We start from the raw sequence: 24,139 nt of genomic DNA, 5'->3' as shown, positions 1-24,139 counted from the left end.
AGGACACGCCGGGCAGGAACGACCGCGCGGACGTCGATGGAACGATGGCGCCATATGCGTAAATTCTCATAACGACAACACAACGGTGGCACACTGTTGTCCATGAGCGAATCATCGTCAACACCGGATATCATCACGACTCTTCTCACCCGCCGGTCCATCCGCAAGTTCACCGCCGAACCCGTGGCTCCCGAAATCGTCGATGTTCTCGAGCAGGCGGCACAGAGGCGCCATCAAGCCAGTATCTCAATGACTGGTCGGCGATACGCGTGGAGGATTCGGATCTGAAGCATCGTGTGGCCGAGATTGGACGCCAGCATTACATCGCCGAGGCGCCACTGCTATACGTGTTCGTCATCGACGAGCGGCGCAACGCGATGATCGCCCGCAGACGCGGCATCGGGATCGAGGATGGGTCCTTCACGCTGACCACAAGCTACAGGTTCACCCAGGCGCAGAACGACGCCACTCTTGCTCTGCATGCCATGGACACCGCCGCGAACGCCTTTGGTCTGGGAACGGTTGTTCTGGGCTCCATCCTCAATGACGTCGCGGGCCTTATAGAGGCTTTGCGACTGCCACGCTACACGTATCCCGTTCTCGGTCTTGCCATAGGGCACGCCGATCAGCGGCCGGCGTTGAAGCCGCGCCTCCCCCGCGAGGCTCAGTTCTTCACCGACCATTATCCGCAGGATGACGAGACACTGCTGGATGGATACATCGACGACTTCGACGACGCCGTGCATCACTACTACGATCTGCGAAACGCCGATCGTCCGGTGGACGCCCTCAGCCAACAGATCGCGACCGCCGCGGTGTCGACCGACGTGCTCGGCAAAGGAGTCTCACAGCCCGCGAAAGACCAGGGATTCTCGCTTGATCGGTAGAGTTCCGCCGCATCGGGCGGAATAACCCTCCGGGGGAAACGCCTCCGAGGCGATGGGAGGGGCTCCCGACCGCGGGGCCTCTCCCATCAACGTCGTCGCGGCTTGTATCCGCGCTTGCGACTACCAGTTCCCGGCCGTCGCGCGTGATTCCTTCGACCGCCCCGGGGGAGGCGCGAATCCGGATCGCAATGCGTCAGATGCCAGGTTCCGCAGAAGTCGCAGTGATACGTCCACAGCTCGATCCCCCGTTCGATACGGCTGCGCTCCGCCGCCCGTTGAGCCTGCCCACGGTCGTGGTACATGATTTTCCCGCTGGACTCGCAGCGACGAGGCTCAAAGTAGTGCATGACCACACCCCGCAACACGTCGTCGCCGTCCCGCCATCAGTTCCCGCCATCCTTTGAGGGGTCGTCCAGAGGAGATGAATCTTGCGGGGGAAGCGTGCTCTCCCGCACGACCAGACTCGTGGGCAGAACGACGTGCCTCTCGACGGCCTCGCCGTTCCTGACGGACATGATCATGTCCACGGCTTTCCTCGCCACAAGATCGAAGGGCTGGTTGACCGTCGTCAACGCCGGCATGAGGTACTGGGCGGGATAGACGTCGTCGAATCCCACGATGGACAGCTGCGTCCCCAGAGTGATGCGTCGCTCACGCGCCGCCCGATACACATTGACGGCGGTGAGATCGTTGCAGGCGAAGATCGCAGTCGGCCGATCCGCAAGGTCGAGAAGACGACATGCGGCCTCATAGCCCTTCTCCGGGAGATAGTCCCCCGCTCTGACGAGATCAGGATCCATCTGGATTCCCGCCTTCATCAATGCGGCCATGTACCCCCCATACCGCGCGACAGCCGATTGCGTCCCCATGGGCCCCGTGATCACGCCGATGCGTCGATGCCCGAGGGAGAGAAGATACTCGGTGGCCCGAAAGCCTCCGGTCCAGTTGTCGATGGCGATCCCCATCTCGTCCTCGCCTATCGTCGTGACGGGATCGACGATGACGATCGGGATGTTCCGTGATCGCAACAGGGATTCCTCGTCGTCGGTCATGTCGGACATCTGCACGATGACGCCGAGCGGATTGCGGTCGATTATTCCGCGAAAGCACTCGTCGCGACGCTTCCCGGAGTCGGTCTGCGTCACCGTCAGCGCACATCCGCGCTCAAGCGCCCAGTGGGACGCGTGCCTGATCATTTCGATCGTTCCGTTGCTCTCGATGTATTCGACGACGAGTTCAATGGTCTGCGAGATTTTGGTGCTGACCAATGGGCGCGAGTATCCGTAATCGGCAAGGACGGTCTCGACCGCGCGGCGCGTCTCCTCCGAAACCCCGGATCGTCCGTTAATCACTTTGGAGACCGTTGACGCGGACACTCCCGCGAGCCTTGCGAACTCGCTGACACGCGGTTTACGCTTCGACGCATCACTCATTATGGTGTCCTTTCCGATATCGCCATGGTAGCGGGGACGCAGTATCGGACGGGGCACCTCATCACCGTCTTCCCGCGAAACTCTGGGGGACGAGGAATGGCAGGACAAAGAAGGAATAGTGGGACAAAGAAATTTTCCTTCCCGACTATACGTTTTTCAAAAACCGACGTGCATTGTGTGATGTACATCACATCACGGCAAAGGAGCCTGACATGAGTCCCATAACGACGGTACGCATCTATGATTTTCGTTTTCCCACCTCCCAGACCCTTTCGGGATCGGACGCCATGAACAAGGATCCCGACTACTCGACGGCCTATGCGGAAATATCGACCGACGCCGACGATGGAATCCGCGGATCGGGATTCGTCTTTACCATCGGTCGGGGGAACGATGTGGTATGCAAGGCCATAAAGTCCATGTCCCACGTCCTGATCGGGCGCAACGTCGAGGAGCTTCTCGACAACATGAAAATCGCCTGGTACCTCCTCGTGCATGATTCGCAACTGCGCTGGCTGGGCCCCGAGAAAGGCGTCGAGCACATGGCCATAGGCGCTGTGGGACATCAAAGCCAAGCGTGCGGGCAAGCCGCTGTGGCGTGCTCAGCGACATGGAGCCAGAGGAGCTCGTAGGCACCCTTGACTTCCGTTATATGCCGGAACACCCGGACGCCACGGACGTGTTCGGCGCACATCTCGACGCCGCCTACCCACTCGCCGCCTACCCACTTGTGTGTTTGGGTGTTCGTTCGTGTTCCGGGCATGGAAGGACCCCGGGAGCCCGAAGGCTCGACCGGGGTCCGATCACGTGATGCGGCGGCGCGCTACTCTCCCACACCCTATCGAGTGCAGTACCATCGCCGTGCCAGGCCTTAGCTTCCGGGTTCGGAATGGAGCCGGGCGTCTCACCTGGGCCATGGCCGCCGCAAATCTCAACTATCACCCCACGCGCGGGCATGGGATGGCCCGTGGTGGTCCGGGAACCGGACGGTGGACGCGTGCGCAGCCTCGAGGATCGTCCCGTGACCATCATGCTCCCTGTCGAACGGGAACAGACGCCGGGATCCCCACGCCCCATCAGCGATGGGGAGTGTGATTGCCTCTCGACCATTAGTACCGGTCAGCTCCACCCCTCGCGGGGCTTCCACGTCCGGCCTATCGACCATGTGTTCTGCATGGGGTCTCCAGGGGCTCGATGGCCCCACGGAATCCTAATCTTGGAGCAGGCTTCCCGCTTAGATGCTTTCAGCGGTTATCCCTTCCGAACGTGGCCAACCGGCGGTGCCACTGGCGTGACAACCGGCATACCAGAGGTTCGTCCACCCAGGTCCTCTCGTACTATGGGCAGGTCTCCTCAAGATTCCAACGAGCGCAGAGGATAGAGACCAAACTGTCTCACGACGTTCTGAACCCAGCTCGCGTGCCGCTTTAATCGGCGAACAGCCGAACCCTTGGGACCTGCTCCAGCCCCAGGATGCGACGAGCCGACATCGAGGTGCCAAACCATCCCGTCGATATGGACTCTTGGGGATGATCAGCCTGTTATCCCCGGGGTACCTTTTATCCGTTGAGCGATGCCGCGTCCGTACGCCGGCACCGGATCACTATTCCCGACTTTCGTCCCTGCTCGACCCGTCGGTCTCACAGTCAAGCTCCCTTGTGCAATTACACTCAACACCCGATTGCCAACCGGGCTGAGGGAACCTTTGGGCGCCTCCGTTACTCTTTGGGAGGCAACCGCCCCAGTTAAACTACCCGCCAGGCACTGTCCCTGATGGGGATGACCCATCGAGGTTAGACATCAAATGAGAACAGAGCGGTATTTCACCTTTCGACTCCGCACGGGCTGGCGCCCATGCCTCGCAGTCTCCCGCCTATGCTACACAATCCGCACCTAATGACAATACCAAGGTATAGTAAAGGTCCCGGGGTCTTTTCGTCCTTCTGCGCTTAACGAGCATCTTTACTCGTACTGCAATTTCGCCGAGCTCCTGGTCGAGACAGTGGGGAAGTCGTTACGCCATTCGTGCAGGTCGGAACTTACCCGACAAGGAATTTCGCTACCTTAGGATGGTTATAGTTACCACCGCCGTTTACCGGGGCTTGAATTCACCGCTTCGCCGAAGCTGACGGATCCTCTTAACCTTCCGGCACCGGGCAGGCGTCAGTGCATATACAGCGACTTTCGTCTTCGCATGCACCTGTGTTTTTGGTAAACAGTCGCTACCCCCTGGTCTGTGCCACCCCCACGGGCTGAGCGCGCGAGGCGCCTCACCCACGGGGGTCTCCCTTATGCCGAAGGCACGGGAGCAATTTGCCGAGTTCCTTGACCAGGATTCGCTCGATCGCTTTGGTATTCTCTACCTGACCACCTGTGTCGGTTTGGGGTACGGGCGGCTGGCGCCCTCGCACCGAAGCTTTTCTCGGCAGCCAGGATCACCGGATTCGGCCCCAACGGGCCCCATCGTCACGCCTCGGCCACGAGCCCCGCGGATTTGCCTACGGGACGGCCTGCGCGCTTGACCACGGAAAACCACCTCCGCGGCCGGCTACCTGTCTGCGTCACTCCTGTGCTGTCCTACTGACGGCGGGGATCCCAACGGCACCCGTCCGCACGCCCCGAAGGACGCGCTCGCGGGAACCGGAGGTTAGCACCACCGATTCGGACTGGGCGGTCGCCAGCCGGTAGGAGACTATCAACTCCTTCATCCATTCGACTACGCCTGTCGGCCTCGCCTTAGGACCCGACTAACCCGGGGACGATGAACGTGGCCCCGGAACCCTTGGTCATCCAGCGGACGGGATCTTCACCCGTCTTTCGCTACTCATGTCTGCATTCTCGCTTCCAAACGGTCCACGGCCGGCTTGCGCCGCCGCTTCGCCCCGCATGGAACGCTCTCCTACCCAGCATCCCCCAAGGGGACGCTGCCGCGTCTTCGGTGGCGTGCTTGAGCCCCGCTACATTGTCGGCGCGGAACCACTAGACCAGTGAGCTGTTACGCACTCTTTCAAGGATGGCTGCTTCTGAGCCAACCTCCTGGCTGTCTATGCGACTCCACATCCTTTCCCACTTAGCACGCGCTTAGGGACCTTAGACGACGATCTGGGCTGTTTCCCTTTCGACGACGGAGCTTATCCCCCGCCGACTCACTGCCGCGGTACACCTCTCAGGTATTCGGAGTTTGGTTGCTGTCGGTACCCGATAAGGGCCCTCAAGCATCCAGTAGCTCTACCCCCTGGAGGCAATGACGCGACGCTGCACCTAAATGCATTTCGGAGAGAACCAGCTATCACGGAATTTGATTGGCCTTTCACCCCTAACCCCAAGTCATCCCCTCAGTTTTCAACCTAAGTGGGTTCGGTCCTCCACGCGGTCTTACCCGCGCTTCAACCTGCTCAGGGCTAGATCATCCCGCTTCGGGTCCAGGGCATGCGACTGAAAACGCCTTTTAAGACTCGCTTTCGCTACGGATCCCCCTCAAGGGTTAACCTCGCCACACACCACTGACTCGCAGACTCATTTTTCGATAGGCACGCCGTCACCCCGAAGGGCTCCGACGGTTCGTAAGCGCACGGTTTCAGAAACTATTTCACTCCCCTCCCGGGGTTCTTTTCACCTTTCCCTCACGGTACTCGTTCGCTATCGGTCAGACAGGAATATTTAGGCTTATCCAACGGTCTGGACGGATTCACACGGGATTCCACGAGTCCCGTGCTACTTGGGAGACGCGATCGGAAGACGACGCACGTTCGGCTACGGGGCCATCACCCTCTGCGGCCAGGCATTCAATCCTGCTCGCCTAACACGTCGTTTTATCACTCCCGCCAGCCCCGTCAGAGGCTGGACACACGCTCCCACTACACCCGACGCGCAACGCCTGACGGCTTATGCACGCGCCCGGTTTGGCCTGATCCGCTTTCGCTCGCCACTACTCACGGAATATCCTTTCCTGCAGGTACTGAGATGTTTCACTTCCCTGCGTACCCCCCGCACAAGGCGGTGACGGCCCATGACGGCCGCCGGGTCTCCCCATTCAGAAATCCTCGGATCAAAGCCCGCTTGGCGGCTCCCCGAGGCTTATCGCAGCCTGCAACGTCTTTCATCGGTCCTGTCTGCCAAGGCATCCACCATACGCCCTTGCAAGCAAACACACGCCAACGCGCACGCCAACCGCAAGGACCCATCGACATCTGAACTCCCAGACGACAAATCATCACACAAATGATCACAAAACGATCCGCACGACCCCACACGGGGGCCATGCATTCGAAACTACAAAAGCAAGTACAAAAATACTTGCTCGCGTCCACTATCCAGTTCTCAAACCACCACGCACGACCCACGAACCACGACCCCACCAGGAGGCCACGGCCACGGGCCGGCACGAACCCCACCCATCCACGAGGGACGGGGGTGGCGGTCCGGGAGCCCAAAAGCGCGTCCCATACCACAAAGCCAACGACCGCATTCCACACCAGCAGTCCACCACCAGCCGGACCAACCGGCCAGACGATGGACGACACCGGCCGCTAGACAGCGGCCTGAATTCTCCGTAGAAAGGAGGTGATCCAGCCGCACCTTCCGGTACGGCTACCTTGTTACGACTTAGTCCCAATCACGAGTCTCACCTTAGACGGCTCCCCCTCTTGCGAGTTAGGCCACCGGCTTCGGGTGCTACCCACTTTCATGACTTGACGGGCGGTGTGTACAAGGCCCGGGAACGCATTCACCGCGACGTTGCTGATTCGCGATTACTAGCGACTCCGCCTTCATGGAGTCGGGTTGCAGACTCCAATCCGAACTGAGACCGGTTTTCAGGGATCCGCTCCATGTCGCCATGTCGCATCCCGTTGTACCGGCCATTGTAGCATGCGTGAAGCCCTGGACGTAAGGGGCATGATGATCTGACGTCATCCCCACCTTCCTCCGAGTTAACCCCGGCGGTCCCTCGTGAGTTCCCGGCATGACCCGCTGGCAACACGAGGCGAGGGTTGCGCTCGTTGCGGGACTTAACCCAACATCTCACGACACGAGCTGACGACGACCATGCACCACCTGTGAACCGGCCCCGAAGGGAGGCCCCGTCTCCGGGACCGTCCGGCACATGTCAAGCCCAGGTAAGGTTCTTCGCGTTGCATCGAATTAATCCGCATGCTCCGCCGCTTGTGCGGGCCCCCGTCAATTTCTTTGAGTTTTAGCCTTGCGGCCGTACTCCCCAGGCGGGATGCTTAACGCGTTAGCTCCGACACGGAACCCGTGGAATGGGCCCCACATCCAGCATCCACCGTTTACGGCGTGGACTACCAGGGTATCTAATCCTGTTCGCTCCCCACGCTTTCGCTCCTCAGCGTCAGTAACAGCCCAGAGACCTGCCTTCGCCATTGGTGTTCTTCCCGATATCTACACATTCCACCGTTACACCGGGAATTCCAGTCTCCCCTACTGCACTCCAGCCTGCCCGTACCCGGCGCAGATCCACCGTTAAGCGATGGACTTTCACACCAGACGCGACAAACCGCCTACGAGCTCTTTACGCCCAATAATTCCGGATAACGCTTGCACCCTACGTATTACCGCGGCTGCTGGCACGTAGTTAGCCGGTGCTTATTCGAAAGGTACACTCACTCTCGCTTGCTCCCAATCAAAAGCGGTTTACAACCCGAAGGCCTTCATCCCGCACGCGGCGTCGCTGCATCAGGCTTTCGCCCATTGTGCAATATTCCCCACTGCTGCCTCCCGTAGGAGTCTGGGCCGTATCTCAGTCCCAATGTGGCCGGTCGCCCTCTCAGGCCGGCTACCCGTCGAAGCCTTGGTGGGCCGTTACCCCACCAACAAGCTGATAGGACGCGACCCCATCCCATTCCAGTAACCCTTTCCCACAATCCCATGAGGTCATGTGGAGCATCCGGCATTACCACCCGTTTCCAGGAGCTATTCCGGAGAATGGGGCAGGTTGGTCACGCATTACTCACCCGTTCGCCACTCTCACGGCCAAGCAAGCTTGGCCGATCCCGTTCGACTTGCATGTGTTAAGCACGCCGCCAGCGTTCATCCTGAGCCAGAATCGAACCCTCCATAGAAAAACCATGAAGATCTTCAAAAGACCCTCATATATATTCATTGACGGGACCGTTGATAAGGACAACGGTCCACACAAAACCCCGGTGGCGTTCAAGGCCCCTCGGCCACCCCGCGAACGGGGCCGACACCGGACTGGCAATCAATCATTGACTATAAAAAGTAGTACAAAACACGCTCTTGAGTTCTCAAACCACCACCACTCCGACCCGGCCGCCGGCCCCTCCGGGACCAGCCACCGCCGTCGGGCAGCAATGGATAAACTTACACGAGGCACGCCCCGCACGCAAACCGGACGCGCGCGCACGCCCCGCAAACCGCGCCAGCACGCGCCTCCCACGGCGTGTCGCACAACCACCACCACAACAACCACAACAGACCAAAGAGGTGGGAACACCCGATAGGGGGAAGAAAGATTCCGGTTATTCCGACCTCTCGAAGTCCGGGAATCGTGGACGCCCAGTGGAGGGAAAGCAGATTGCCCCATCGGTGCTTTCGGTTCTTTCATCACCACTCACCACGTGCTATGCCTGAAGCATGAGCACTCACATCGCCGTTCTGACCGGAGCCGGAATATCGACATCAGCGGGAATCCCGGACTTCCGTGGACCACAAGGGGTATGGACCAAGCATCCCGAACAGATGAGCGTCTATGACATCGACGCATTCCTGAGCGACCAGCAGGCGCGCGAATACTCGTGGAGATGGCAGAAGGAGTCACCCGTCTGGAACGCCGAGCCCGGCGACGCCCACAAGGCTCTGGTGCGCCTCGAGAAAGCGGGGATGCTTTCCTTGCTGGCCACGCAGAACTTCGACGCACTGCACGAGAAGGCCGGGAACTCGCCCGACCTGATCGTTAATCTGCACGGAACGATCGGCACGTCACACTGCATGCGATGCCATGCCGAATACCGGACCTCGCAGATCATGGACAACCTCGACAGGGAACCCGATCCGCATTGCCACCGGCATCTTCCCTACAGGGCCGGGGAGATCTGCAATGGTCTTATCAAAACCGACGTGGTCTATTTTGGCGAGGCGCTTCCCGACGGCGCGATGGAGAAGTCCATGCGCGCGGTTGTCAAATCGGATGCGCTCTGGGTAATAGGCTCGACTCTGGAGGTCTTCCCCGCCGCGTCGCTGGTTCCCATCGCGGCACAGGCCGGAGTCCCCATCACGATTATGACCATGGGGCGAACCCAATATGACCGTCTGGCGTCACGACTCATCCGAGACGACATCGCCACGGCCCTTCCCGAACTGGTCGACGAAACCATATCGGCAGCGGCGGCAGCGGCGCCGGAACGCTAGAGTCCTCGCCCAGAGTCCTCGCGTAGCCTCCTCCACGAGACTCTTCTAGTAGATGCGCTCAGGTTCTAGTAGATGCGCTCAGGCTCGAGCCCGGCCTCACGAAGAGCCTGCAGAACCCTCTCGATATGATCGGGTCCATTCGTCTCGACCGTCACACCCAACGCTACGCCGTTGATGAAATGGCCGGAGGCCTTGAACTGATCATGGTCGAGCGCGATCACATTGGCCCTCTCCCTCGCCAGCAGCGTCGCCACCTTGACCAGCTGTCCGGGAACATCCGGAAGCTCAACCTCGAAATTCATGATCCGGCCGCGGGCGATCATGCCCTTCTGAATGACCGCGCCGATCGTGACGGTATCGATGTTGCCGCCCGACAGAATGGGGACGATGACGTGCTTCCCCTGAGCCGATGCGAATGCGCGCGAGCGCAGGTCAAGATGCTCCAGAGCCGCCAAGGAAACCGCCCCCGCACCCTCGACGACCAACTTGTGCTTCTCCAGCATCAGCAGAATCATCTCGTTGATGTCGCGTTCGGTGACCGTGACCAGATCATCAAGGAACTCATTGAGCAACGCGAACGGCAGGTCGCCGGGACGCTTGACGGCCACTCCTTCGGCGGACGTCATGACCTGTTCGGCCGCGACGACGTGCCCTGCCTCGAAGGACTCGCGGTACGCCGGAGATCCTTCGGGAATGGCTCCGATCACGCGCACCTGGGGTCGGAAAGTCTTGATAGCCAACGCGACACCGGCTCCCAGACCGCCGCCGCCCAGAGGAACAACGACATCCGTGACGTCAGGGACGTCCTCAAGAATCTCCAGACCGACCGTTCCCTGGCCGCAGATGACCTCGTAGTCATCGAACGGAGGAACGTACACCATGCCCTGCTCGGCGCTGAGCCTACCGGCGTATTCCGCCGACTCGTCAAAGACGTCGCCATGAAGAACGACCTGCGCGCCGTAGGCCTTCGTGGCATCCACCTTCAGCGGGGGTGTGATCTGAGGCATGACGATCGTGGCGTTCGCGCCACGCTCACGCGCCGCATACGCAACGCCCTGAGCATGGTTTCCCGCCGACGCCGTGACGATTCCGCGTGCGATCTCCTCATCGGACAGCGACGCGATCTTGTTGTAGGCTCCGCGAATCTTGAACGATCCCGTTACCTGAAGATTCTCCGGTTTGAGCCGGATGTCATGCCCGGTCAGATCCGACAGGGAGCGGGAAGGGATGATCGGCGTACGCCGGGCCGTGCCATGAAGTCTGTCGGCCGCTCGCCGCAATTCCATGGGATGGTCACGCCGAAGCGCGCGAAGAACGTCAGTCTGATCCATAGCGCCTCATTCTATGCAGCCAACGAGCATGGCAACGGACTGCGTCCATAAAATTCATATGCCAACACGCCGAGGCCTACGGCATCCGCTCGCCGTGACGCCGCCGGCCGTCGCGCGACGGCCGCCGATCGCGTATGGCATCATAGGACGCCCGCGTCGGCATCCATGAGTCGCGAGGCCTGCGACTCGGCGATGAGACACTCCAGCAGCCTGTGCAATGCCGCCGGTTCAGTCAGACGGTACCGTGCAGCCGTCTGACCCATTCCGATCTTGATCGTCCACGCGTCATCCGGGGCTACGGCGAACATCGTCTCATCGGTGGTGTCATCGCCGACCATCATGATCACGCCATAAGCGCTCATATCGACCAACGACGACACCGCATTGCCCTTACTCACGGAAACCGGACAGACCTCGACGACTTTGGAGTTCTCCATGGTCATCAGACCCAATCCGCCGCACTGCTGCCGCAGCTGCGTAAGAAGCTCGTCGCGGACGGTGGCTGCAAGCCGCTGATCGCTGCCCCGATAATGCCACGCCAAGGCGTCGGATTTCGTCTCGATGAACGATCGCGGCACACGGTTGACGGCCTTGAGCATGGCGTCGCGAATAATCGGCATCCACGTGCCTCATCCGGCAGATTCGCGGACCGGATCCATTCACGTTGTCCGCCGGCGGCGGCCGGGCCGCTGCTCCACGCTCCGTGCTCCGCGATCAGGGTGGCGGGGAGGCCGCCGAACCATGCATCCATGGTCTCGCGATCACGCCCTGAGACAATGGCCAGGTCGACGCCAGACGCGTCACCCAGACGCTGAAGCAGGTCGATCGTCGCCCGTGTTGGTCGGGCACGCTCCGGCGAGCGCACCAGAGGCGTCAGCGTCCCGTCGTAATCGCACAGAACGAGTTTCCTATCGGCGGCGTTCCATCGCGACAGCAGCTCATTGCACTGAGACATCCGCAGTCGTCGATCAGCCAATCCCTCATTCGTCACCTGTCCCAAGGCATCGAGAAAAGTGGCGGACCACTGTGCGGCGGTGCGCGCCTTGATCCGCGCCTGCATCGCGATATTGCGTCGGCGTGACTCCGCGGGTGATATCTCAAGCGCGGAATGGAGGGCCTCGCACATTGCCTCGGTGTCGTATGGGTTGACGATGAAGGCCTCGGTCAGCTCATTCGCGGCGCCACACATATCGGAAAGAACCAGGGAGCCGTCCCGCCCATCATGGCAGGCGAGATATTCCTTGGCCACGAGATTCATCCCGTCCCTCAGGGGCGTCACCAGCGCCACATCACCCGCCGCGTATATCCCGCATACCGGCTTGATGGGCAGCGAGCGCGTGATGTAGTGGATGGGCGTCCATGACAGCAACGAGAAACGACCGTTGATCTGGCCCACGAGCTGATCGACCTGCTCCTTGAGATGCCGGTATGTGTCGACGTTCTCGCGGGAAGGCGTGGCGAGAAGGTAATAGGTCACGTGACCCGTCCACTCGGGATACTTCTCCAGCATGCGGCCGAAGGCCTTCAATCGTTCCGGAAGCCCTTTGGTGTAGTCCAGGCGATCAACCGACACCACGACCTTGTTGGGTTTGTACTCCGCGGCCGCCGACCGCGCCAGCGTCAGCTCGGGAAGCTCCTCATGCGCATAGTGGCTCCACCATGTTCCCTCCTTGGTGATGGCCTCCGCCACCGCGTTGCTCTCTGCGGTCAACGACGTGGCGTACCGGCGCCCGGGCCTCTTCCCGCTGACCTCCTCGATGCCCCGCTTCATGGCCTTTGCCAGCGTGGAACGCGCCGTCCTCTTGTAAAGGTCGTAGTCGATTCCGATCGGGAAGGCATCAACCGTCGCGTACCGGTCCGTGGTCATGGGGATGCGGCCTTCGTCGTCGGCGCGGATGTGAAGCAGCAGCTCCACGGACGACAGGAAGTTCCGCGCGTAGTCCACGGTATGGAAACCGATGAGATCCGCACCAAGCACGCCGTCGAGAAGCTCCCGGTTCCACGGCAGCGAACGGTATATCTCGGGGCTGGGGAAAGGAACGTGCAGGAACCACCCCATGGGCAACCGGGGGAAACGCTCCCGCAGCATCTGGGGAAGAAGCATGAGATGGTAATCCTGAATCCACACGGTGTCGCCCTCATGGACCAGCGGCTCCAAGGCCTGCGCGAACAGCCTGTTGACATGCTGGTACATTCCCCATGTGGACGGTTCGAACACGGCCTCATGCGAGAAATCATGGAAGAGCGGCCACAGCGTGTCATTGGAGAATCCCGAATAGTATCCCGCCACCTCATCGTGGGCCAGAAAAAGGGGAACGCAGCGCCGACGCGCATAGGCCTCCCGGATGGAGCGGATCTGCTCGGCATCATATTTGTCCAGATCGATGCCGCTCCAGCCCACCCACAGGCAATCACGATGCACCTTATGATACGGGCCGATGGCCGTGGCCAGCCCTCCGACGTTCTGCCTCAGCGAGAAGCCCCTCTCCGCATCGCCATCCAGCGACACGGGAAGCCTATTGGACACGATGATCAGTCGAGACACCACTACCTCCGCATCATCCAGGAACGTCACCGTGGCACGGATCCCATCCCGCCACATACACGTGACCTTGCCGACGGTCGGCATCCATCCTCCCCTACCAGCTATAGCACAGGACAATGGAATCGACGAGGGCTCTTTCGCAAAGCCGAATTACACCCGCTTTTGACGCACCACCACTATGAGAGCATCTCCGTCAGGTCTCGGAAGGCCGGAAACCCAGCGAATCAGAGCGCGGGTCCCCCCTCGGAGCGCCGACCCCTGAAGAACTCTGACAACAGCACGGAACACTCCTCCGCGCGCAGCCCCCCAACGACTTCGGGATGATGCCCGATATGCGGGTCCCGCGGTATGTCCCACACCGATCCACAGGCCCCAAGCTTCTCATCCCAGGCGCCAAAGACCACCCTGTCCATATGCGTCTGGACAACCGCGCCCGCGCACATAGGGCACGGCTCCAGAGTAACGATCAGGGTGCAGCCCGCGAGATTCCACAAGGAGGCCCGACCGGTGGCCGCACCACCAGCTACCGCACCACCATTGCCGACCGACCGGACACGAACCACCCTGGAGGCCTGACGAATGGCCTCGATCTCCGCATGGGCAAGAGGGTCGTCGGTCTCGCGTCGGTTGCGGCCCCTGCCGATGCAGACCCCCGACGCATCCAGGACGACGGCTCCGACGGGCACCTCGCCCACCCGCCCGGCCTGCCCGGCCAAGGCCAGGGCCTCCGTCATCCCTTTGTCATATCTCATGAAGCCCACACTAGCGCCGCGGAGGCCCACGGCGCATTCCGGAGGCGTCCGCGCACTACCCGCTACCGGCCTCACATAACCCGGCCTCACATGCGCAATCGCCGCTCGAAGCGTAACCATCCACCGACGAGGACACCGTACAGTATGAGGTACATCCATCAATTAGGTACATCCATCGGCAGTGGGAGTTGAACCCGTGGACGTTTTGACGCTGATCCTATGCATCGTGGGCTCCGTCGTGCTCTCATCCTTCATCAGCCGATTCGTCCCCCGGGTCTCGACCCCCCTGATTCAGATCATCATCGGGGCCTTGACGACGCTGCTCCCCATTTTCCCGCAGGCGCGCCTGGAGCCCGAGTTATTCATGGTGCTGTTCATTGCCCCATTGCTCTATCTCGAGGCGCATCGGATCGACAAAACCGCGCTTCTCAACACTCTGGGGCTGTCGTTGTCCTTGGCGATCGGTCTGGCGCTGGCCACGATGGTGGCGGTGGGGTTCTCGATCAATCTCGTGTGGCCCGCAGTGCCTTTGGCCGCCGCATTCGCATTGGGGGCGGCACTGGGTCCGACGGATGCCGTTGCCGTGTCCTCCCTCAGTCATGAGGCCTCGCTGTCCCCGCGCCAACTCGGGATACTTGAAGGCGAGTCCCTGTTCAACGACGCCTCGGGAATCATCGGGTTCCAGTTCTCCATTCTCACCGCCGTCACCGGAACGCTGTCGGTCGACCACGCGGCGGAGCAGTTCCTCATCTCCTTCGTCGGCGGAACGGCGGTGGGCATCGTCGTGGGTCTTATCGCGAACTGGGTGTTCGAGACCTCCCGATCGCTTGGTTGGGAAACCACCACCACACGTATACTGATGGAGCTGTTTCTCCCCTTCCTCGTCTACCTCGGCGCACAGGATCTGGCCCACGTGTCCGGCGTCCTCGCAGTCGTCGCGGCGGGGCTGACGGTGCGCTTCGACCGGACCGGCATCGGTCCCAACGTCGCACGGACCAACATCGTCGCCGACAGCGTATGGTCGGTGCTCTCCTTCAGCCTCAACGGATCGGTCTTCATTCTCCTTGGCATGCAGCTTCCACAGGCCATGAGCACCAGCTGGGATAATCCCGGGGTCAGCAACGTGCTTCTTCTGGGAATCATCATCCTGACATCCGCCGTGGTCACCGGGATGAGATTCCTCTGGGTCACCGGGATGCTCCGGCTGGCGAAGGATCAGAAAACCAGACGACGGCGCCGCATGACGGCCGCGCGGTGGAGGTCGGCGGCCGTGATGACCGTGGGCGGTGCGAAGGGGACGATCACGCTGTCCCTGATGTTCACGATCCCCTACGTCCTTGGGAACGGCGATGCCTTCCCCATGCGCGACGAGCTGATCTTCATCGCCGCGGGCGTCATCATCATCACCCTGCTTCTCGCCAATTTCCTCCTTCCTCTGCTCGCGCCCAACCATGCCACGGCGTCGACGGAGATGACGCAGATCACCATCGACATCCTCCGGCGGACCGTCGAGGAGCTCACGGGACGCGTCACTCCGGAGAACCGTCGTTCCGTGCTGCACGTCATCGACTCCTACACCAAACGGATCACCCGGCTCAAGCAGCGCATGGGGGCATCGGATCCCCAGGATCTCGAGAAGCTGCAGATCGAGGCCGTGCACTGGGAGAAGGACTACGTCAAAGAGCGTTTGGAACGGACCAAGGCCTTTGGGATCGCCGACGGACAGGATACCCCGGAATTGCAGATCGAAGCCTGCGAGCGCATGCTCGATCACATCATGAACACCCTGCGACACACGTCATCGGCGGCTCCCACACGACGGACGGTCTCCCAGATACGCGGCAGATTCAGGGCCATCCAGCGACGTCTGACCATCCTCGCGCGTCGTGGCGGCGGAGTGATACTCCGCACCACCCCGCTGCTGAGCGAGAACAGGGTGTACGCGGCCATGCGATCGATACAGGTCGACGCCATGGAATACGTCATCGATCGCCTCTACGAGGAGATGGGCCGAAACGTCTATAGGACGGAGCATTGCTCGACGCTGATCCTCGACTACCGCCGCGCGGAGGCGTCGCTGCGCAACAGACCCAACGTATCCGACAGCGCCGAGGCGATTATGCAGACCGAACAGGCGAAGCGCGACAGCTATGCCATCGAGCTGGGCATCATCCAGGACATGTTCGAGGCCGGCACCATCAACCGCACGCAGATCCGGCAGCTCCGACGCAACGTCTACGTCATGCAGGTCGACGCCGAATCGGAGCTCTGACGATCCCCGAGGCGTTCCGCCATTGGGCGGGCCGCCGCCTCGGCCCTATCAGATCACTCCGGACGATATGTCGTTCATCACCAGCCACTGACGGATGTCGGCGAACTCCTCGAGGCTCACCGAATGGTCAAGTCTCGGATACCCATGCGACGTGAGCCACGTGTGTTCGTCCAGCCACGCCGACATCGCGTATATCTCGTAACGGGGGATAACGGTATCCGCGAGTCCGTAGCCAAAGAACACGGGCGTGTTCCGCTCCGCAAGAAGGTCATCGTCCGGAGCGCTCTCCTTGATGATCCGTGGCGCCAGAAAACCCGACAGGGAGATGGCGACACGGTATCGACTGGCGTTGATTCTCAGCAGATGGACGGCAAGAAGCCCACCCTGGGAGAAGCCCAACGTGACGACATCCCTATCGGCGGCGACATGGTCCGCGACCCAACGATCGATGGCGCACGCCGCAGCGAAGGCATCCCTGTCGAGATCCTCTCCGACCGGCACGGCATCGTGGAACCATGAGTATGCTCCGGCGACGCGACGCAACGCATCACCCTGCGGCTCCTGAAGGGTGAGAGGCGCGCGCAACGCGACGTAATCGTTGTACGGCGCGATATAGCGCATGATGTCCGTGATGTCATCCTCATTGGATCCCCACCCGTGCAGACACAGAAAAAGCGGGCGTCCGGGCGCGGAACGTCCCCCGCCGCGCGACCATCGCTGATGGCTCACCTCGAGGCGATCCCCGAAAACACCAGGAACCACGGATGAGGCACGGCCGGGAAGGCAATCGGGACGCTCTGACATGGCTCCACTCTACCGCCGGCATCCGCACGGGCGACATCCGCGGGCGAAAGCGGCCACCCCCATCGGCCGCGCCCTCCATACCCGAGCTCCCTGACGAAGCTCCCTGACGAAGCTTCCTGCCTGAACTCCCTGCGGGGTTCCTCCATCCAAAAGAGGCTAAACTGGCAGAGCGGTCTCGCGGAACCGTCATCAGCGAGATGCAGTCAGACCAAAGACACATTCAAGGAGAACCCATGCTGCTGTCCGATCGAGATATTCTCGCCGCCCAGGCAGACGGCCACATCACGCTGGACCCGTGGAGTCCCGATATGGTTCAGCCCGCCTCCATCGATGTCCGGCTTGACAGATTCTTCCGACTCTTCAACAACCACGCGTACACGTACGTCGATCCAGCCGAGAACCAGGGCGCTCTCACCGAGCAATTCGAAGTGGCTCCGGATGAGCCCTGGATCCTCCATCCGGGTGAGTTCGCACTCGCGTCGACATGGGAGCGAATCATGCTGGACGCCACGATCGCGGCCCGCTTGGAGGGCAAAAGCTCTCTGGGACGTCTGGGGATATTGACGCATTCCACGGCCGGATTCATCGATCCCGGTTTTGAAGGCCATATCACCCTGGAATTGTCCAACGTGAGCACGCTTCCTGTGAAGCTGTGGCCCGGAATGAAAATCGGGCAGATGTGCTTCTTCACGCTGAGTTCCCCGTCCGAGCATCCCTACGGCTCGTCTGAAAGAGGATCCCACTACCAGGGACAGCGCGGACCGACGCCGTCTCGTTCATATGTGAATTTCTATCGAGCGCGCATCGAGGACTAGCGTCGTCTAGCGGCCTCTAGCGGCCTCGCGAGTCAGAGTCACGTTGCCGTCATGTGATGACCCGCCTCCACGTAGACGGGTCATCACATGACGGCCGCGGTATTCCCCACGGGCTACTTCACATCGGTCCGTTTCCCATCAGGCGAAGCACCGCCTTGCGCAGCTCCGACGCGACGAGCACGAAAACCGCCAACGCCACGCATTCGATCCAGGCCTGCGGTCCGAGCGGCGTGGTCCCGAACGCCGTGTTGAGGAACGGAACGTAGATCACGATGAGCTGCAGCAGGACCGAAACGACTATGGCGCCCCACAGCATCCTATTCGAGAACAGGCCATTGAAGGCGCTCTGAAGATGCGAGCGCGATGCCAGCGCATTGAACATCTGCGCGAACACGAGGATCGTGAAGCCCATCGTCCTGGCCTCGACCATCTGGTACTCGTGGCTTCCTCCCACCGAACGATCCGTGAAAAGACCTCCGGCGAGATGCATGTCCATACCAACGAGAGTGACGATCGCCATGATCACGCCGATGAAGAGGACGTCGCCCCACATCTCCCTGTTGACGACGCGCTCGTTCATCGTTCTGGGCCGTCGGCCCATCACGTCCTCCGTCGACGGATCGACGCCCATGGCGAGCGCGGGGGCCGCATCCGTCAGGAGGTTGATCCACAGCAGCTGCGTGGCGAGCAGCGGCACAGTCACCGACTGCGATCCCGGTTGGGTTATGCCGAGGAAGCCCGCGAAGACGACGCCGCCGAACACCGTGAACACCTCACCCATGTTGGAGCTCAGAAGGTAGCGCAGGAACTTACGGATGTTGTCGAAGATGCCTCTGCCTTCACGGACCGCGTCCACGATGGTCGAGAAGTTATCGTCGGCCAGGATCATCGAGGCGGATTCCTTGGTGACCTCCGTCCCCGTGATGCCCATGGCGACGCCGATGTCCGCGGATTTGACGGCTGGGGCGTCGTTCACCCCATCGCCGGTCATGGCCACGATGTTGCCCTGCCGCTGAAGGGACTTCACGATCGTCAGCTTGTGCTCCGGGGCCACGCGGGCATAGACCGACACGTCCGCCGTGGCCTGATCAAGCTCCTTCTCGGAGGTGAACGCGTCGAGCTGGTCGCCTGTGAGGGCTCGTCCGCCGTCCTCGACGATCCCCAGATCGGTGGCGATCCGGGCGGCGGTCCGGGGATGATCACCCGTGATCATCACCGTGCGTATGCCCGCACGATGGGCCTCGGCGATGCTGTCACGCACCTCCGTGCGGGGCGGGTCGATAATCGCCACCATGCCCGCCCAGATAAGTTCGGATTCCACGACGTCGCTCTGATCGGCCATCTCCGTGACCTGGCCTGCGGCATTGGTCGTGATTCCCGGGATCTGGGCCAAGGACGAGGTCCCCAAGGGACGATAGGCCTGACCCAGCGTGCGATACGCCTGATCCGACAGGCTTTCAACATTGGCGAGGATCGTCTGCCGATCCCCCTGCGTCAATGGCCTCACGGCACCGTCCACACGGATTCTCGTGCAATGGGTGAGAAGAACGTCGGGAGCGCCTTTGGAGAATATGGTCAGATGATCGGAATCCGCAGCATCACGCGCGACGACGGACATCCGTTTACGCTCGGATGTAAAGGGAATCTCCGCCACGCGCGAGAAGCCCGCATACCTGCGGTCGGCTTTCACCTTGCGTCCCGCCACGATCAGAGACACCTCCGTGGGATCACCCACGATCTCCCATGCACCGGGCTCCGCGCCTTCGCGCAGCTCGCCGTCATTGGCGAGGATTCCCGCCCCCAGCGTGCACACGACCTCATCGCGCACGCCATCGGGAATGGCGTCGGAATCGTCCATGGCGATCATGTGGCCATTCGGCGCGTAGCCCGTCCCGGTTATCTGGACGGATCCACTTGCCGTGACGACGCGTTCGACGGTCATCTCGTTGCGCGTGAGGGTTCCGGTCTTGTCGGAGCAGATCACCGAGGCCGATCCCAGCGTCTCGACCGAGGACAGTTTCTTGACGATGGCGTGGTGCTTGGCCATCCGCTGCACGCCCAACGCCAGAACGACGGTGAGGATCGTGGCGAGCCCCTCGGGAACCGCGGCAACCGCCAGGGACACGGCGAGAAGAAGGGATTCGATGACATCGTCGAGGCTATGGAATCCGGACATCGCTGCCAGAGCAATCAGCACCACGACGGCGATGATGCACACGGCGATCCCCAGGATCTTGGATACATGAGCCATCTCGCGCTGCAGGGGAGTCGCGTCGTCGTCGGTCTGCGACAGCATATCGGCGATGCGGCCCACCTGAGTGCGCATTCCCGTAGCCGTGACGATGGCGCGGCCGGTTCCCTGCGTGACCGCCGTGCCGTTGAAGACCATATTGAAGCGGTCACCCAGCGCCTTGGCCTGTTCAAGCGTTTCGGCGCGCTTCGAAACCGGCACCGACTCGCCCGTCAGACTGGCCTCCGCGATGCGCAGCGAGGCGGAGGTCAGGATGCGTCCGTCCGCCGAGATGGTGTCCCCTTCGCTCAGAACAAGAATGTCGCCGGGAACCACCTCCGTGGTATCCACATGAAGAACCCTACCGCCACGAAGAACCGAGGTCTGGGGTGCCGTCATACGCGCCAGGGCATCCACGGCCTGCTCGGCCCGCGCCTCCTGGATGTAGCCGAGAACGGCGTTCAGAACCAGGATCAGAACAATCACGATCGCGTCGAAAGGAAGGCTCTCCCCTGATCCCGCCGGCGAGTGCGCGCGCTCGATGAACCACGCGACAAGCGATATCGCCGTCGCCGCCAGCAACAGGTACACCAACGGATCCTTGAACTGAAGAAGAAACTTCTTCCATCCGGGGACCTGCGGCGCTTCCGCCAGTTTATTGAATCCGAATTTCTTAAGCCTGTCCTTGACTTCCGCCTCATCAAGCCCCCGCTTGGGATCGACCGCCAGCGTCCTGGCGATGTCCTGAGCGGAAGCGAGCGACGGATCGCCATCGTAAGCCTGTGATACGGGCACGTTAGAAGGATTGTCCTGAGGACCAACCATCTTATATCTCCTTGGTCGGCCGCGGAGTAGTCAGTTCCGGAAGGACTCCGAACGACGGAAATCCCGGGACTGCGCGGATCTGGATGCCAGCGCGTCAATTGTTTCGCACCGACGAATGCATCACACATACTCTATCGTGTCGTCAGTCACTTCGCGAGGAGGCCACGCCGACGAATCGCGTAATCCGCGGCCGGCGAAAGAACGATTTCGCCCCGGAATCATCGGAAGCCGTCATCGCTGACCGTGACAATCCCGGGGTGCTGGGACAATACGGGGTATGGCATCAAAGAAGGGCCCGACCAAGGGGTCGGGCGGCAAACATCGCAATGCGCTCAAAGGGCGTGGCCCCACGCCCAAGGCCGAGGACCGCGTCTACCACAAGGCCCACAAGGCCAAGCAGGCGGCGGATCGCCGGAACAGGGCGGATCCCCGCACGGCGGCACGTCGTCGCGCGGCCCAATTCACCTCGGACGCGACGGATCTGGTCGTCGGTCGCAATGCCGTGCTTGAAGCGCTGAAGGTCGGCGTTCCCAGCACGCAGCTTGTGCTCGCCACGCGACTTGAGCATGACGATCGGACCCGCGAGATCGTCCGCCTCGCGGGCCTGCACGGTCTTCATATGCTTGAGGCGGACCGTCTGGAAATGGACAGAATCGCGAAATCGCGAAATCACCAGGGCGTGGTGCTCAAGGTCCAGCCGTATCAATACGCCTCGTTGGAGGAGCTTGTCGACAAGGCCCTGCGCAAGAGCTCCGCGATGTCGCAGGCATCCTCGGACAGGGCACGCAGGGAGGCCCAGCCTCTTTTCATCGCGCTCGACGGCGTCACCGACCCGCATAATCTGGGTGCGGTCATCCGCTCGGCCGCCGCGTTCAACGCCAGTGGCGTTATTCTTCCGGAGCGTCGGTCCGCCTCGGTGAACGCCGCCGCGTGGAAGGTGTCCGCAGGCGCGGCAGCCCATATGCCGGTGGCCCGTGTGGTCAATCTCACCAAAGCCATCGAAAGCCTCAAGGAGCGCGGGTTCTTCGCCGTCGGCCTTGATGGCGGAGGCAGCGCACGCGTGGGAGAGACGGGCTTCGAGAACGATCCGCTCATCGTCGTTCTGGGATCGGAGGGCGAAGGCATCAGCCGTTTGGTCCGCGAGGCGTGCGATGCGATAGCCGGGATACCGATCTCGGGAACGGTCGAGTCCCTCAACGCGTCAGTCGCCGCCGGAATCAGCCTTTACGCCGTGGCATCGGCACGCGGGAGCGATCCCTCGACGACCCAGGAACGGCCGTCCTGACACACGGGACGTCACGTACGCATGTTACAAGTGCCGACGTCAGAGCCCTTGACGCCGGCACACGGCAATCCGGTCAGTGAATCATCCGGTCAGTGCAGCCGGACCGCGCGGTCAGTGCGACCAGACCGCGGCATCAGGATCGTTCTCGATGTCACTGGCGGATTGCGCATACGTCGCGTCATCATCGATGACTCCTGAATCGGCCTCCGCGTTGATGTCGTCCATGACGGCGGCATCAAGCTTGTACTGCGGCAGCACGTTCTTGATGTAGCTCCGCACGGCCTCCGCCATCGGCACGTCATGGCCGGCCTTCTCCGCAAGGAACCAGCGGTGATCGAGGACCTCGTGGAAGAACTGGGCCGGCTCGATCTGCGATCGATACTCGCGGGGAATCATATGGACCGTCGGTTCAAAAACCTCACGCATCCAATCCGTCGCCACGATCTCCAGCTCCTCGCCCTCCCTCCATGTCGATGCGCGATACGCATCCAGATCGTTGAGAAGACGCCTGGCCTGATTCTCCTGAACATCCAGACCCGTCAGGCGCAGCAGTTTGCGCGAGGCATAGCCCGCATCGACGACCCTGGGCCTGACCAGGACCCTCTTGCCGTCGGGAGCGGTCTTCATCTCGAGCTCGTCCACGTCGAATCCCAGATCATTCAGCCGATTGATCCGCTTCTCTATCTTCCACATCTCATCGGGATTGAACTTGTCGACGTCGGTCAAAGCGCCCCACAACGAATGATACCGATCAACAAGACGGTTCCCGACGGAGACCTCGTCCACGTCCTTGGGGAGCAGCGCGCCCGAGTTGAGATCCATCAGCTCGCCGATGATGTTGGTGCGGGCGAGATCCATATCGTATTCCCGCTGTCCATCGGTTAACGCGGCATGAAGATCGCCCGTCTCCGCATCGACGAGAAAGGCCGAAAACGCATCCGCATCACGCAGGAACAGGACGTTCGACAGTGAGACGTCGCCCCAGTAGAAGCCCGCGAGATGAAGACGAACCATCAGCACGGCGAGCGCATCGATAAGACGCTCGGCCGTATCGGGACGAAGATTCCGGGCGAAAAGCGCGCGATAGGGCAATGAGAACTTCAGATGCCGGGTGACCAGCATGGCCTCCAACGGGGAGCCCTGGGAGTCGTGTCGTCCCGTGACCACGGCTATCGGCGTGACCGTAGGAAGCTCCAGCTTCTGGAGGCGCCGGAGAAGCTCGTACTCACGCTCCGCCACGCTCCGGGTGATCTCCTTCATGGCGTAGACGTCATCGCCGACGTGGACGAAGCGCACCACGTGACGTGAGATTCCTCGCGGAAGGTTGACCAGAAGATCCTGCGGCCAAGCCGACAGGGGCTTCGACCAGGGAAGCATGAACATCCGCGGATTCGAGCTTGCGGCGGTTATCGTGAGCTGCTGGTCGTCGTCGGAACCCGTGTCATCATGGGCGTCCACCGAAGTGGCGTTGACGGCGCGCGGGTCGATCTGCGGGGATTCTGTCAGGTCCATACCACCTAATCTACCTTCCATGCAGGGAAGCCCCGCATTGCTGCGGGGCTTCCGATCGA

At 61.4% G+C, this 24,139-nt stretch carries 12 protein-coding genes, 3 rRNA genes and 3 pseudogenes; 6 read left to right on the top strand and 12 right to left on the bottom strand.

Annotation, left to right across the window (positions count from 1 at the left end):
* The first annotated feature begins 102 nt into the window (after window positions 1–102).
* A pseudogene (locus BMIN_RS00235) lies at window positions 103–887 on the top strand (nitroreductase family protein).
* An 86-nt stretch (window positions 888–973) separates the two neighbouring features.
* Here BMIN_RS00235 and BMIN_RS08795 read toward each other — a convergent pair.
* The gene (locus BMIN_RS08795) at window positions 974–1,234 is read right to left on the bottom strand and encodes a hypothetical protein (protein ID WP_081648075.1); all 261 of its coding nucleotides are present in this window, start codon (window positions 1,232–1,234) and stop codon (window positions 974–976) included.
* A gap of 36 nt (window positions 1,235–1,270) precedes the next feature.
* The gene (locus BMIN_RS00230) at window positions 1,271–2,320 is read right to left on the bottom strand and encodes a LacI family DNA-binding transcriptional regulator (protein WP_022861717.1); all 1,050 of its coding nucleotides are present in this window, start codon (window positions 2,318–2,320) and stop codon (window positions 1,271–1,273) included.
* A gap of 212 nt (window positions 2,321–2,532) precedes the next feature.
* On the opposite strand from BMIN_RS00230, the pseudogene BMIN_RS00225 reads away from it, so the two are divergent.
* Window positions 2,533–2,981 (top strand): annotated as a pseudogene (locus tag BMIN_RS00225) (fuconate dehydratase); the annotation flags it as partial.
* 149 nt (window positions 2,982–3,130) lie between these two features.
* On the opposite strand, the gene rrf reads toward BMIN_RS00225, so the two are convergent.
* The 3 genes from rrf to BMIN_RS00210 all read right to left on the bottom strand — a co-directional run bounded on the left by rrf (window position 3,131) and on the right by BMIN_RS00210 (window position 8,400).
* Window positions 3,131–3,247: ribosomal RNA gene (gene rrf / locus BMIN_RS00220) — 5S ribosomal RNA — on the bottom strand.
* A gap of 162 nt (window positions 3,248–3,409) precedes the next feature.
* Window positions 3,410–6,471 (bottom strand): 23S ribosomal RNA (locus BMIN_RS00215).
* A gap of 405 nt (window positions 6,472–6,876) precedes the next feature.
* Window positions 6,877–8,400: ribosomal RNA gene (locus tag BMIN_RS00210) — 16S ribosomal RNA — on the bottom strand.
* Together the 16S, 23S and 5S rRNA genes form the textbook arrangement of a ribosomal RNA operon.
* A gap of 535 nt (window positions 8,401–8,935) precedes the next feature.
* On the opposite strand from BMIN_RS00210, the gene BMIN_RS00205 reads away from it, so the two are divergent.
* Window positions 8,936–9,709, top strand: coding sequence for an SIR2 family NAD-dependent protein deacylase (locus BMIN_RS00205; protein ID WP_026647625.1), 774 nt, complete (start codon window positions 8,936–8,938; stop codon window positions 9,707–9,709).
* A 65-nt stretch (window positions 9,710–9,774) separates the two neighbouring features.
* Here the strand turns inward: BMIN_RS00205 and ilvA are convergent, their stop codons facing one another.
* The 4 genes and pseudogenes from ilvA to BMIN_RS00190 all read right to left on the bottom strand — a co-directional run bounded on the left by ilvA (window position 9,775) and on the right by BMIN_RS00190 (window position 14,337).
* Window positions 9,775–11,040 carry a threonine ammonia-lyase gene (ilvA, locus tag BMIN_RS00200; RefSeq protein ID WP_022861776.1) on the bottom strand — a complete coding sequence of 422 codons (1,266 nt, stop codon included), beginning with the start codon at window positions 11,038–11,040 and terminating at the stop codon, window positions 9,775–9,777.
* Between the two features lie 140 nt (window positions 11,041–11,180).
* Entirely contained in the window at window positions 11,181–11,639 is a 459-nt protein-coding gene (locus tag BMIN_RS09045; protein WP_274518308.1) for a trehalose-phosphatase, read from the bottom strand.
* A gap of 95 nt (window positions 11,640–11,734) precedes the next feature.
* Window positions 11,735–13,642, bottom strand: a pseudogene (locus BMIN_RS00195) (trehalose-6-phosphate synthase); the annotation flags it as partial.
* Window positions 13,643–13,809: 167 nt separating this feature from the next.
* Window positions 13,810–14,337, bottom strand: a complete 528-nt coding sequence (locus BMIN_RS00190) for a nucleoside deaminase (protein WP_026647626.1) — start codon at window positions 14,335–14,337, stop codon at window positions 13,810–13,812.
* A 196-nt stretch (window positions 14,338–14,533) separates the two neighbouring features.
* Here BMIN_RS00190 and BMIN_RS00185 point away from each other — a divergent pair, with 196 nt between their 5' ends.
* The gene (locus tag BMIN_RS00185) at window positions 14,534–16,609 is read left to right on the top strand and encodes a cation:proton antiporter (RefSeq protein WP_022861779.1); all 2,076 of its coding nucleotides are present in this window, start codon (window positions 14,534–14,536) and stop codon (window positions 16,607–16,609) included.
* A gap of 48 nt (window positions 16,610–16,657) precedes the next feature.
* Here the strand turns inward: BMIN_RS00185 and BMIN_RS00180 are convergent, their stop codons facing one another.
* Window positions 16,658–17,413: an alpha/beta hydrolase gene (locus BMIN_RS00180; RefSeq protein ID WP_022861780.1), complete on the bottom strand. Its 756-nt coding sequence runs from the start codon at window positions 17,411–17,413 to the stop codon at window positions 16,658–16,660.
* Between the two features lie 233 nt (window positions 17,414–17,646).
* Here BMIN_RS00180 and dcd point away from each other — a divergent pair, with 233 nt between their 5' ends.
* Window positions 17,647–18,228, top strand: coding sequence for a dCTP deaminase (gene dcd, locus BMIN_RS00175; protein WP_022861781.1), 582 nt, complete (start codon window positions 17,647–17,649; stop codon window positions 18,226–18,228).
* Window positions 18,229–18,346: 118 nt separating this feature from the next.
* Here dcd and BMIN_RS00170 read toward each other — a convergent pair whose 3' ends face one another.
* Complete coding sequence (locus BMIN_RS00170; RefSeq protein WP_022861782.1) at window positions 18,347–21,283, bottom strand: cation-translocating P-type ATPase; 2,937 nt, start codon at window positions 21,281–21,283, stop codon at window positions 18,347–18,349.
* A gap of 277 nt (window positions 21,284–21,560) precedes the next feature.
* Between BMIN_RS00170 and rlmB the strand changes: the two genes are divergently transcribed.
* Window positions 21,561–22,568, top strand: a complete 1,008-nt coding sequence (gene rlmB, locus BMIN_RS00165) for a 23S rRNA (guanosine(2251)-2'-O)-methyltransferase RlmB (RefSeq protein ID WP_022861783.1) — start codon at window positions 21,561–21,563, stop codon at window positions 22,566–22,568.
* A gap of 111 nt (window positions 22,569–22,679) precedes the next feature.
* Here rlmB and BMIN_RS00160 read toward each other — a convergent pair whose 3' ends face one another.
* Entirely contained in the window at window positions 22,680–24,080 is a 1,401-nt protein-coding gene (locus BMIN_RS00160) for a DUF4032 domain-containing protein (RefSeq protein ID WP_022861784.1), read from the bottom strand.
* Window positions 24,081–24,139 lie beyond the last annotated feature (59 nt).

The sequence above is a fragment of the Bifidobacterium minimum genome (assembly GCF_000741645.1).
Lineage (GTDB): Bacteria > Actinomycetota > Actinomycetes > Actinomycetales > Bifidobacteriaceae > Bifidobacterium > Bifidobacterium minimum.
This window is presented reverse-complemented; position numbering and strand designations above follow the sequence as displayed.